At 43.8% G+C, this 13,334-nt stretch carries 7 protein-coding genes; 6 read left to right on the forward strand and 1 reads right to left on the reverse strand.

The genetic code is table 11. From position 1 onward, the window contains the following. The first annotated feature begins 164 nt into the window (after window positions 1-164). The 6 genes from hutG to EOPP23_RS16845 all read left to right on the forward strand — a co-directional run bounded on the left by hutG (window position 165) and on the right by EOPP23_RS16845 (window position 12,594). Entirely contained in the window at window positions 165-1,145 is a 981-nt protein-coding gene (gene hutG, locus EOPP23_RS16820) for a formimidoylglutamase (RefSeq protein WP_153767138.1), read from the forward strand. A 106-nt stretch (window positions 1,146-1,251) separates the two neighbouring features. Continuing rightward, entirely contained in the window at window positions 1,252-2,358 is a 1,107-nt protein-coding gene (locus tag EOPP23_RS16825; protein WP_153767139.1) for a fatty acid desaturase, read from the forward strand. A 2,312-nt stretch (window positions 2,359-4,670) separates the two neighbouring features. Continuing rightward, on the forward strand, window positions 4,671-8,222 hold the full coding sequence (locus tag EOPP23_RS16830) for a hypothetical protein (RefSeq protein WP_153767140.1): 3,552 nt from the start codon (window positions 4,671-4,673) through the stop codon (window positions 8,220-8,222). Between the two features lie 197 nt (window positions 8,223-8,419). Beyond that, window positions 8,420-11,575, forward strand: a complete 3,156-nt coding sequence (locus EOPP23_RS16835; protein ID WP_153767141.1) for a PAS domain-containing hybrid sensor histidine kinase/response regulator — start codon at window positions 8,420-8,422, stop codon at window positions 11,573-11,575. A gap of 102 nt (window positions 11,576-11,677) precedes the next feature. Continuing rightward, entirely contained in the window at window positions 11,678-12,013 is a 336-nt protein-coding gene (locus EOPP23_RS16840; protein WP_153767142.1) for a hypothetical protein, read from the forward strand. 146 nt (window positions 12,014-12,159) lie between these two features. Continuing rightward, window positions 12,160-12,594 (forward strand): hypothetical protein, encoded by a 435-nt coding sequence (locus EOPP23_RS16845; protein WP_153767143.1) that lies wholly within the window; start codon window positions 12,160-12,162, stop codon window positions 12,592-12,594. A 519-nt stretch (window positions 12,595-13,113) separates the two neighbouring features. On the opposite strand, the gene EOPP23_RS16850 is transcribed toward EOPP23_RS16845, so the two are convergent. Further along, entirely contained in the window at window positions 13,114-13,332 is a 219-nt protein-coding gene (locus EOPP23_RS16850; RefSeq protein ID WP_153767144.1) for a hypothetical protein, read from the reverse strand. Window positions 13,333-13,334: the final 2 nt, after the last annotated feature.

Genomic DNA, 13,334 nt, shown 5'->3' on the forward strand with positions numbered 1-13,334 from the left:
CTGGAGACTGTCGCTTTTTCTATTCTGGGTTTAATCTGCTATCAAGTATTTTCGAAAGGCCGCCACCTATCAGGGTCTACTGCCTTAGCTGATCGAATACTGCGCCAATATCATAATAAGGAAACATTTGAACCGTTTCTTTAGAGCGAGAGGGTGTTTACTTCATGCCTGAGCAAACTTTTTACCATCAAAGTATCTGGACTGGCCGCATTGAACAAGAGGGCAAAGACCCTTCGTCACAATATTGGCACCAGCAGGTAAAACCGTTCTATGCCCATAAAGGCGAACCTGGCTTGGCTATTATCGGGCTGGCATCTGACGAAGGGTCTGTACGAAGCCAGCGTCGTCTAGGCACTGAAGAAGGGCCTGATGCTATCCGCAGTTCGTTATGCAACCTGCCCTGGAACAGGGCCGATCAGGCCTATGATATGGGCAACATTGTCTGTACCAACAAGAATCTTGATAAAGCTCAAAGTGAATACAGCGAAGCCGTTAGCCGTGCTCTAAACAACAGAATGCTACCTCTCGGCCTTGGTGGAGGCCAGGAGATCACCTGGGCAGGTTATCAAGGCTTGATTGAGCACCTGAGTCTCGATCGCAAAAGCCGCAAAAATATCAACATTGGTGTCATTAATTTTGACAGTTGTTTTGATCTTCAGCCCTCTGATAAAGGTGCTTCTTCAACCACTGCTTTTAGACAAGTGCATGAACACTGCCAGCAACATCACAACCCCTTTCACTATCTGTGCCTGGGTATAAGTCGAACCAGTAACACTCGAGCGCAGTTTGAACAGGCTGACGAGCTGGATGTCGCCTGGCTCACCGATGATCAGGTAAATGATGACAACTATGAGTTTCTGATCGAAGAACTGGAGTGCTTCACTGGCATGGTCGATCACGTTTATCTCAGTATTGACCTCAGTGTGTTCTCTGGCTGGCAGGCCCCAGGTGTCAGCGAACCTTCTGTGCGGGGCATTCCTCTGGAAGTAGCTGAAACATTACTGCAAGTTATCAAAAGCAGCGAAAAACTAAGAGTGATTGATGTTGCCGAGTACAACCCAAAATACGATCATGACTCCCGTACCGCAAGACTGGCTTCATGGCTCATCCATCTGCTGACCAGCCAGGAAGAATTGATGAGTTAATTGCTGTATTTTGCATCTAATAGCGGCCAGTTTGCAGCAAATACTTAACAGTCAGAAACGGGTATGAGAAAATGAGTCTCTTTGTCAATATAATAAAGAGAACATAATGGATAAACCCCGTCGTATCTGGGTTAACACGCTTCTGTTTTCCCTGACGTTTGTTGCGGCAGTAACCCTGATTCCCTGGTATGGCTTTCACTATGGCTATACTGCCGCAGACATTATCATAGCTGGTCTTTTCCTTGTTTTTAACGGCACAGCCATTACGGCTGGATACCATAGACTCTGGTCTCATAAAGCCTATGAAGCACACTGGAGCATGCGTCTCTGGTTTGCCATCTGGGGAGCCATGGCCACTCAGAACAGCATTATGCACTGGGCATCTGGTCACCGCCGTCACCACGCCTTTGTCGATGATTATGACAAAGACCCTTACTCTGCCAAACGCGGTTTCTGGTTCTCCCATATTGGCTGGATGTTGAAAGAATACGATCCGAAAGCAAGCGATTTCTCCAACATCAAAGATCTGAAGCGTGACCCCATTGTGGTCTGGCAGCATAAGTACTACCTTCTCCTGGTACTGGCTACCAACATTGGCTTTCCTTTAATTGCAGGCCTGTTAACCGGTAACGTAGTTGCAGCATTACTACTGGCTGGTGTTCTGAGACTGGTACTGAGCCATCATTTCACCTTCTTTATCAACTCACTTGCTCATATCTGGGGTAAAAGACCTTACACCGACAAAAATACGGCTCGGGATAACGGCGTTCTCGCTCTTTTAACCTGGGGAGAGGGCTACCATAACTACCACCATATATTTCAATACGATTACCGCAACGGTATCCGCTGGTGGCACTATGACCCGACTAAATGGATCATTTACTTTGGTTCCAAAGTTGGACTGACCAAAGGGTTAAAACGCGTCAGCAACTATCGTATTGAAAAAGCCCGTATCGATATGCAATTTAAATACGCCAGTGAGAAGCTGACCTGTCAGCAGGCTCTGAAGAACCTTGAAGAACAATACGAAGCCATCAGCCAGACCTGGCAAGAGTGGTCAAAGGTTCGCCAGCAATGGGTCGAATTGAAAAAAGAAGAACTAAAGCAGAATTGGGAAACCTCTGATGTTCATAAACAATATGAAGAGTTAAAAACCCTGCTTCAGGAACAACAAAAACAGTGGCAACTGGCTCGTGCTGGCCTACTGACTTAAATAGATAAATATGCTGTCTGGCGAACTATTCGACCAGGCAGGCCCCTCTCCTCATCTCATCATCCGCTAGTTGATAGCCAGATAAAATCGACTTTATATAAGCATTTATAAACATTATTAAGTAATCATAATTATCTAAAAAAACCATAAGCTAGCCTTTTAACTGGTCTATTCTTTTTATGATTTATAAAAGGAGAAAAGCATAGCTTTGTAAATGCTGTTTACCTTTTCGCCGAGCTGTCTTAAAAAAATCATACCTGCCCAGTTAATTAACTCTTCTGCAGGACAAGAAGCTGATTACATGTTTGATGAAATATAAATCTGAACTTTTATTAAAACCAAAATCATCAGCTGTGAAATCTATCAGGTTATTTTGCTTTCTGATCACAACTTTTCTTTTTCCACAATTTACTTATGCCGGACTTGTTAGTGATGCTGAAAAGGTCATTCAATATGAAGACCTGTTCAGACAGCTTGGCAGAATTATTAAGGAGATCACGGGCCTTAACACAAGTCAGGACTATTATCCCAAGATCATTATCAAGTTCGATCAGTCAGGTCCCATCAGTGTTACTATTCAGGGAAATCCGGGGCAGACGCCTGCGGTCCCGGGAACACCAACACAAGAGTTGGGGCAGAAGCCCTTTAATTTTTATATCTCTCCACAAGAAAAAAATTTTGCTAAAGCTCTGGAAGCCGCGTTCGCAACCCGAGAGCTTAGATGGAAGGTAAAAGATGGTCAGCTGGAGGGGATGGGCATCAGCGACAGGATCCTACCCGGTTTTCCTGGTTTTTTTTCCAGTGCAGCAGAGCAGTTTGAAGTTCGACTGGCTATTAGAAATAGCACAGAAGAAAGCAGTGAGTGGCCATTCCGCCAAGTAACATCCAAGCGTATTCTCCAATCAAGTCCGCCAAGCAGCAATAAAACCTTCTTTTGTCACTACATCCATGATGGAGCATCTCATTACGATGTTTGTGTCGAGTATGATGCTTCTGACATGCTATACCCGATCGATTATCTTCAACGGCAAAGTCAGTACGCAAGAAGAACACTCTTGTTTACGCCTGAAGACACAGAGCTAAAAGCAAGAGGGCTTAATCAGAATCAAGGCTACTATCTGAGTTTTCTTAATTACCTTGAAAAACAGCTACCTGGTAATTTTTTGAATCAGGAAGATACACTTAAAATTGACGTCAAGGAGCAGTATCCAGTCATCGAAACAGCCAATATCCGCGTGGTGGGTAGAGGGCAGTTTTCAGTTGTTTTTTCTATCGACAATGTCTTTCCTGGCCTTGCTCTACGCCGATTTTCCGGTTTTAAATCCCAGGAGGAGGCCAATAATTTTATTTTAACTCACCAGGCCGCTCTGGTTGCCTATACAGAGCTTGAGTTGCCCGTCATGCCCACAACAACCGCGTTAGTAAAAGGTAAGGGGACATCCTATTCGGCCTACCTTATACAACCGCTTCTGACACCTGAACAATTGGCAGAGAACCATATAGAGAAATTTTTTTCTGATCCTGATGGCATCAATATGCAACTGGGAAGTGCCACTCACAAAACATACAGCCTGTATAACCGTGAAGCAGTCATGCTTATTCTTGAAGCTGTTCTGGCCGGTATTTACCAGAATTTACTGAAGCTTAACCGGGACGATTCTGCCGTTAGTATTTGCTGTGACGGTAAACCGGATAATTTTCAATGCGCTTTCCAGTACACCAGCGACTGGATTAAAGATGAACTGTCCGTTGACACTATTGGTACCACAGTGAGTTTGACCGATTTTCACCCCTGCTCTCTGGCTCTGTTTGGAAACCTGTTATTTGATGGCGGTCCACACAGCAAACTGTTTATGACACTTTTGGGCCAAACTCCTTTTGAGGATTATCAAAGAGGTATTCGTAGCTGGGCAAATGCCCAGAAACTGGCTACTAAAGCACTTGCTAACATCGCTTACCACGCCAGTGACCAAAGTGAAGACGAACTTGTGCTGCTGATCGAGCGGTCTAAACATGTCATTTACAGCTTATGGACAGCCCATGGTTCAGAACTGAATAGACGTTTCCAGAGGTTTAAGAATGGTGAGGATTCCGGCCAGGAGAATCCAGGACTGGATTATAAAAAACTATTCTTCAACCTTGAGGACCTGAACCTGGAAACCGTTCTGGCTTACAGAGAAAACAGTCGAAGAAAAAATTTAAACCTCAGGCTCCATTACTACGTTCTGGGGATGGCCAGCACAATAGCACCAGACGAATATGAGTTGAACGACTTCACCCCTGTAGACTCTCAACAGGACTGGTGGCTCAGAGTGGTGTCTTTTTACCATGAAAAAGAACTAAAAGCTCTTTTGGAAGCCCGGATATACGATGCATTCCTGAATAAGGATCATGCAGAAGATCAACAGCGGTTAAGAGAACAAATAGCAAGCATTGTCAGTAACGATCAACTGTCACACCGAGCTGGTTTGTTGAGGCTTTTGCATTGGTACTTCAAGAAAATGAACCATTCAGGATCACTTACCGGGAAGGACAGCAACGAGCTGCTCTTGATGCTGAGGGATCAGTGGTTAACCCATTTACACAACGACTTCGACCTTGAAATAAAGCAACTTATCAGTGACTTCATAGCGGCAGGATATGAATATGATGAAGCCAACTTGCCAAATATGCTTGAAAATAAAAACATTCAGGCATTTATCGATCAGAAAGTGGCATCAAGAAGCGAACAGGAAACCTTGATTAATGGGCTTTTAACTCATATATACAAAGGCCAACAGTCAGCTTTTACTCATATTTTTCAGACGGACTCAGGACTGATAGAAGAGCTTGATATCCAGAGCTGGATCGATCAAGTAGTACCAGAATATAGGCAGAAAATCCGCCAGCAAGTTTCCCTTTATTGGCAGGAAGTAAATACTCAGGAACTCCCACCGCCATTTTCGCAACACGTCAGGACCCGTGCCCTTTTTAGAGAGGTCCAGCAGAATTTGTGGCAAGCCATTGCAGAGTATTCGAAGTGGAAGCAAATAAAAGACCTTCTCAGCTGGTACGTATCTACAGCCTTCATTCTCCCGGAAGAAGTTGCATCCACAGAGATCAGCGCCTCTTTGCTCAAGTTAAAAACAACTCCCTGGCTAGACATTGCCCAATCACGTTTCAGCACAAGAATGAGAGAGCTCAGTCTCAAACTTGCCAGCTTTAATCCAGAAATAAAAAACGAGCAAACCCATACTCTAAGACTAAACAGGGCCAGAGAATTCCTCGACAACATTGAAGACACTGCTTTCAAGGAGGAACTCGAAATCTTGATCACTGATATCCTTAAAGATGAAATGGTTCAAGAAGAGTGCGCCTCCTCTTCAGCAGACAGAGTTGATTCAACGTTTGTGAGTACTGTGCCCAACCATGCTCTTGCTGCCAGGCCTCCTCAAAAAGATAAAGTCATGATCTTACCGGCACATGACAGCAAAATTCAATTAACCTCTCCGACATCTGAAAGTGAGCTACTGTCTATAACCGATGTGCGCTACAGGCCTCATAAAGATTCTATCAACGAAGCCTTGGAGTTCTTTGGAATACCTTTTCTTAAGGCACAAAATAATGAACCTGTCAGTTTCACGGATGCCTATGCCAAATTAAAAGCATGTAACTGGAGTGATATACAAAATAAAGTCAGCAATGAGTATCCTCAGAAGCACCTTCCTCTAGGCTCAGTTCCGTTACACCTTCAGGAACGAGCTTATTCAGCAAAGGAGCTCTCTCAAATACTGGTTTTGATTAACCCCAATGCCAAAACGGATTTCCCTTCTTATGTAGGCAGAGATACCGTCATTCAGGCGATCAAAGCTGCATTCCCTAATTCTCGCGGGCTGGTAACTTCTAACGAAAAGCCGTTGATTATTATTGATCTGACCCAATCATTAGCCCTTCAACTTGCTAACAATCCCCGAATTACTCTGCTGACGACAAAAAAAATCAATGAACACATAGTCGTTAACCAGGAAGTAATTTCTTTAGACAGATTGAACCGTATTATTCAGGATAAGCAAGCGGTTGATTTTGTAGCACGGGTTTTTGCTACCCCCTGTTCTCCCAGTTTAACTGGAACAGGCAAACCTCAAAATCAGGACTATTGGTTCTGGTTAAAACCCCCAAAACCTCCTACTAACAAAAGAGTCTCTTCAGCCAGTCTTGCAGATGGGAAACACTCACTCAGTTCTGCGACTGATCAAGATGAATTACCCATACGAAAAAAAAACAGAATTACACTTTCTTTTCCATCACCAATAGAATTTGATACCCCTGACTCAACCACACAGCAGCAGTTAGTCGAGAGCAATGAACCTATCAAACCGTCTCTAGCGAAACGAATCAAACTGGATCCAGAGGATAAAACACCTCAGCTACCTGTCAGTGCTGGAACCGAGCCTGACTCCACATCGCCACCTCTTCCTGAAATAGAAAACGCAGCAATTGGAGTGCTCCAGAATGGTGGTGCTCTATTAGGACCCTCCTGCCCTGATAACCTATGTCTATACAATAGTTTGAGCTATCTGATCTCACTTAATCCTGATTATAACCGTCGTTTAATAGCGTATATTCTGCGGCAACTGAGAGAAGTTCTTTCAGAAGGTTTCTTTAGGCATATGGACAGGGATATAGCTCGCGCACTCATGCGCAATATTATTTTCGTTGCCTTGCAATCCCCCCAGGGAATAGAGCGTCTTAAAGGTTATCTGGCTCATCTCAAGCAAATCCATGTGGCCAATTTGAGAGAAACTATCATAGTAATGATTGACCAAATCTGTCAGAACAGAATCCAATTAATACATTTCACTCCTACAGAACTTCTGGATCAACTTCAGAGCTGTAACACCGATTCAGAACTGATCGACATGCTCCAGCAACTCATAGAACAAGAACATTTATCACCGGGTCTCAGTATGGCGATAGCAAATGCACTGAACACTCTCTTTGGTAATGAAGAGTTCATGTTCACAGCTCCTTCAAACCCAGTGCCACTCGATTTTGCCGTCACTACGGATCTTCTCGACTCTCTTACAGATGAATGGCTCCAACCTGACTTTGCAATTACGCCTGCACTGTTTTTTCTTGGGGTAGGACTGTTCTGGATCAATCATCCTCCTGAAAACATCACAGCACAACTCGCTGCTAACCTTCAGCAGTGGTTACTGCCTCAACAGATTACAGGGACTGCCAGCTGGGCTGATCAGGATATGCTGCAGTTTATTGTTCTCCCGATGCTTGCAACAGCCGGCCTACCTGCCGCTATTCAAATGGTTAATGTCGCCACTGAAACACCTCACACCCCAATCACCGCTATACACATGGAATTTCAACCAGCAGCAGGATTTATTCCTCCTCAGGTCACTGAACATGTCCATGACAACATTGAAACCATCCTTGAATCAGTCAACAACCCTACAATCTTTAGCCTGTTTCATGGCTGGATTAACCAGAACGCAGCCCAGCAAGGCGGACAGCATTACCAACTAGGGACTCACTGGCAGCCTTTGATACCACAAGAACAAATCAGTTTAATACCAATACACAACCCTCAACTGATCACTCACAACCGTAAAAGAACTTTTCAAATGTCTTTCAGCAGACAAAGCAGCCAGGAGTCATCCGATGGCTCCAGTTATTCCCAGTCGATGACAGAAGACAATCTACAAAAACTGCTATCGCGCTCATTCACTGGTTATCAGATACCGAGAGAGTTTCAAAAACAAACATTTGTCCCACCTGAAAGTAAAAATGGAATAGCGACAACTGAAATGGTTTCCTGGCTGCTTCTGATTATCGCTGGATATATAAATAAAAACTCAAACATAAACTAATCAGCCAAGCTATTAAGCCTTGACTATCATAACTCCTGTTCTGAACATTCTGGCTGGGGCTACGCGTGGTAAAGCCTAGTATTCGAAAAAAAATCATACTGTTTACGGTTGTACCCATTACGCTCTTTTATAACTTACTGAGTGCAATACATATTTATTTAAGTTTTGAGAGTTCATCAAAAGAAATTGAAACCCAAATGCAAAACACGGTGGTCCACTTTGCTCAGACCATCAATGTCAATGTCAGAAATATCCAATCTTCTGCCGAAGCCAGATTGAAGCTGCTGGGGAAGGCGAATGAAACCGATCATTTTTCACTGCTGGCTAACTTCCTCGATATAAGCCCTTATCTGGTCAGTATTAGCTGGATTAACATTCACAACCCAACCCATGGCTCTATTTGTGCCCAAAACCACTCTGGGGTATTTAGCCGCTGTCAGGAAGAAAGCGTTCCGAATATCACTTATAAATCGAGCTGGCGTTCCATCTACCTGGAAGGCAGTTTCTGGACATCTTTATACAAGGACCCAAAATCGGGAAAACGCCTGATAAGTTACTTTTTACCTGCCAGTAACAGTCAACACCTGCTCAAACTCGATCTTGATATCCGCCAATTGATACTGTCAATCATCGATCCATCGCTCTACTCCGGCCATGGCATCACACTGAACATGTGGAAGTTCAATATGGTCGATAACAATGGTGACTATTTATACAGTGACAGTGTGCAGGCGAACCGCCATGGCCACATCAACCTGAAAGAAACCGGTGATGTTTATGGCGTAGACGACTTCGGGAAGAATATTCCCCAACTTTTAGAGAATGACAAGCCTTATAATTCTCGTATCTGGCTGCCAAACCCACAGTACCAGAAAGAGTACTGGTTTTTTGGTGCGCCCGTCAGCTCCGTGAAATGGTGGTTATATACATCAGTCAGCAGACAACATGCATTAAAAGGAATTCTTGAACTGGCTCTGATGGATATCGTCATTATGTTGATATCTCTGCTGCTTATACTTGCCGGCATCTGGTATTCATCAAAAAGAATTATTCAACCACTGATTCAACTTAAAGATTGTATGGATCAGTTTATTCATGGCCACCAGCTTCTCGCCTTACCAGAAGCCGCAAGTAATGATGAAACAGATTCCCTCAGCCGCTCGTTCATTAAATTAACGCAATGGCTGGATAACAGGAATCAGGAACTGCAGGTCGCAAGAGCCAATAATATGGGTCACATCGTGCAGGGAATGCAGGGCAGTTATTTTTACTTTCAACTCAACAAAAATAAGGATGCTGTTTATATCAGCCCTTCCGCTCAGGCCATCACAGGCTTTGAATCTGATGACCTGTCGCGCTCATTCACGACGATACTGAATACCCCTCAGGATCACTCACGATTCAACCGATCTTTTCAGACTATTGTTCAAGGTGGTCAAACTGATGCTTTTGAAGTCGACATTCATCATCCAGACGGGTCTATCAAAACACTGGAAATTTTCTGGAGTTACTTTGAACAAGGTAGTCAGCCCGGAGTGATTGAAGGTCTTGCCAATGACGTTACTGAACGTGTCACTGATACCGAGAAGTTCAAAGCCCTGTTAAATTCTGCGCCTGATGCCATGATTATAATTAATCCGGATGGCATCATTGCCATGGCAAATTCAAGAGCACTTTCCCTGTTCAAAGCTAAGCGGGAGCATTTATTGAACATGCCGCTCGCACTGATCATCCCGTCACAGGACAGAGACTCTCACCCTCTGCTTAAAGCACTTCACAACAAAAACTGGCATGCCTGCAGCCTCTCCCAGCATGAGGCCAGAGCTATCGCTCTTGCTGGCGCACCTTTCCCCGCAGAGCTGACCAGCAACCCTCTGGTGACCCGGGAAGGTGTTTTAGTATCGGTGGTTCTTCGGGACATCAGCGAACGCAAGCAAATAGAAAAAGATCTCCTTACTGCCCACGATGAGGCAGTGAAAGCAAGCCGTTCAAAAAGCCTATTTCTTTCGTGCATGAGCCATGAACTGAGAACCCCGCTTAACGGCGTGATTGGTTATGCTCAGGTACTGCAACGATCGAAAGGGCTTAATCAGGAACAACAACAAAAACTGGCCATTCTTGAACGCTGTGGTCAAAGCCTTCTGACACTGATTAACGACATTCTCGATCTAACTAAAATAGAAAGTCAGGGGGTCAATCTTCACCCTGTTCCCTTCAGTATTAAAAATCTGTTCGAAGAGCAATACCTTCTCTTTGCACCTAAGGCTGAAAATAAGTCTCTGAAGCTTATTTCTGCGATTGACCCCAGTCTGCCTGAATGGCTTGAAGCCGATGAAGTAAAACTCAGACAGGTACTGACCAACCTGCTGGGAAATGCTATCAAATACACAGAGACGGGCTCTATAAAACTGTCTGCCAGACTATCCAGGAACCAGATTCATTTCTCGGTATCAGACACTGGTATAGGCATTGAGCCTGATAATATAGAAACCATTTTCGATCCCTTTCAACAATTGGACGCAGGCTTGAAGCGTGGTGGAACAGGCCTTGGGCTGGCCATCAGCAGAAGTCTTGTCAGAGCGCTAGGGGATGATCTTAAGGTAAGCAGTAAACCTGGAAACGGCAGTCAATTTAGTTTCCACATTCCCATAGTTCAAACCATCGCTCTGAAAAACGAACAACAACTGTCCAACGACAATGTTGAACTGGTAATTCCAGAGGGCGTCGTTTTTACCGTTCTAATTGTTGATGACATAAAAATTAATCGGGACCTTTTAAGAGATATTGTTGAGGACTCCGGCTTCAATACTGTTGAGGCCAGTAATGGTGTAGAGGCACTCGAAATACTTGAAAAACAGTCTATAGATCTGGTGTTATTAGACATCCGAATGCCAAAAATGGATGGCTTCGAAGTTATTGCACGCATTCGACAACACCCTTCTCTGCAATTACTGCCTGTTATTGCTGTTACTGCCAGTACCGGGGCTGACTTTACCAGTCAACTATCAAAACATGGATTCAATGGCTCACTGTCCAAACCTTTTCGCCTCAACCACCTTTTACAGCTGCTTTCCAAACAACTGGATCTTGAGTGTCTCACTCACAACGAAGCATCGCATAGAAGTACACAGCTGAAACCAGCTGCACCGCAACATGTAGATTACATGCGATCTGAAATTAAGAAAGCCATTGAAACGGGGGACATAGAATCTCTGACATCACTGGCTGACTATTGCCAGCTTCATAAACTTGAAGATTACAGCGAACATATCACACTGCTTGCAGGTACGTGTGATCTGGAAGAACTGGAAAAGTTCTATCAATCCCTGAACCAAAACAAGGCGCTGAACTAATTTCAGCGATTAACTGATCATTTTCACGGAGTATACACATCAAACAACTACTCTCTTCCTGATCAGAATCCGTATAATAGGCTCATTTTTGAGTATCGATAAATGTCACAAGCAGCAAACATAGAACAAATTCAGGCCCGACTGGTTGAAGCACTAAAAGAGCTTTACCCGCTCGCCATGAATGCCGATGAGCAACTGGAAGTACTTCAGGGTGAAGATAAAGGTAAGTTTTCAGCTATCTTTCAAAAAGACAGCGAATTTACCGTAGAAGCAAACCGCTTTCTTCCTTACCTTATCGAATTGAACGACGAGATTCAGAGCCTGAAGATCATGGAAGAGCAAAACCAGCAGAATAAGATAAAGCAGATCTTAATTAAAATTCAGGAGATGCATAAAGTGCTAACTCATTTCCACAGTATAAAAGACTCTGATAGCTAATTCCTCAAGCCCATTAAACTGCAACGCTGACCAGGAACACTAATATTGTCTGAGTGTTGGCGTTGCAAGTTCCCTCCCCTTCTTTAAAAATCATCCTATCTGGCCAGGGGCAGTCAATGCATTCAACGTATTGAAGGGCTTATACAATGAAACTCATAAAAAGAATAAATATCGTTTTTTGTTTACTGCTTACCTGCAGTTACGCAATCCCTTTATCTGCATTGAACAGTGATTATACCGAGAGCCATTTTTGGGCTACTCGCAAAAGCCCGGACAGTGTTCTTCTTGAGCGTATGAACAGCAGGCAGTTTGACATCGATAAGATCTCTATTCTTAAGAGTTTTCTGAACAGCTCAACTGACAAGCTTCGCTTCGACACCTTTTTGACTATTATCAGGCATCTTGATTTTGAAAGTTCAAAGCTGGATACCGCACGACTATTCGCAACGCATATTGAAAAACCAAGCAACCGTCAGCAGTGCGCAATGTTGCGAAGTTTTGCTTCGCATATAACACAAAGAGAAGTGTTCAAAATTATTGGCTTGAATGAAAGAAAAGTAATGGAGACATGTAATAAATAACACTAGAAACTGGCGCTCCCGAGTGGATTCGAACCACTGGCCTATCGCTTAGGAGGCTGCTACTGCTAACTTCTCTCTGCTCCAGAGCCTATTCTATCAAAGGTGCATGTACAGGCAAGTACAGTAAGTACACTCAAGTACAGATTAGAAATCAGGGATTGGATTTAAGGTAGTGCAAGCTTCAGACAAGCATAAGAAAGGGAGCACTTAGCTCCCTATCATTAAAAGAATCTTCTGAGTATGTAGTACAGCCCTATTAAGCCTCCTAATGGAGGGATAAAGATACCAGCAAGTATCAGGTCTGACTCTCTCCCTTCTTTGTCTAAACCCAAGAGATAGAGCCAGCCCAGCAAGATTGCAACAGCTATAATGATTTCCATAATTCTATTTATTGTTATCCGTTACTACAGAGCGCCATCCATTATATAACCAAACGCTACATACCCTACGTAACCAAGGTACACAAGAACACATAATACAGCTAAAGTAAGAGCAATGAGCAAAGACTTAACAACCTTCTTAAGTGTCACTGTTCACCTCTGCATCTTCTATGAACTGCTCGCAGTCATTACTATATGTGCCTTCTTGTACAAGCTCTTTCTTGCAGTCTACAGCCATCATACCACCACCTTCAGCAAAGCCTCCAGCAAGAGTACCAAGCACATAGACAACAGCTACACAACAGAGTAAGAAGAGTCCAAACACAGTAAATAGCAAGGGCTTAATCAACCTCTTCATAG

The sequence above is a fragment of the Endozoicomonas sp. OPT23 genome (assembly GCF_009653635.1).
Taxonomy (GTDB): Bacteria; Pseudomonadota; Gammaproteobacteria; order Pseudomonadales; family Endozoicomonadaceae; genus Endozoicomonas_A.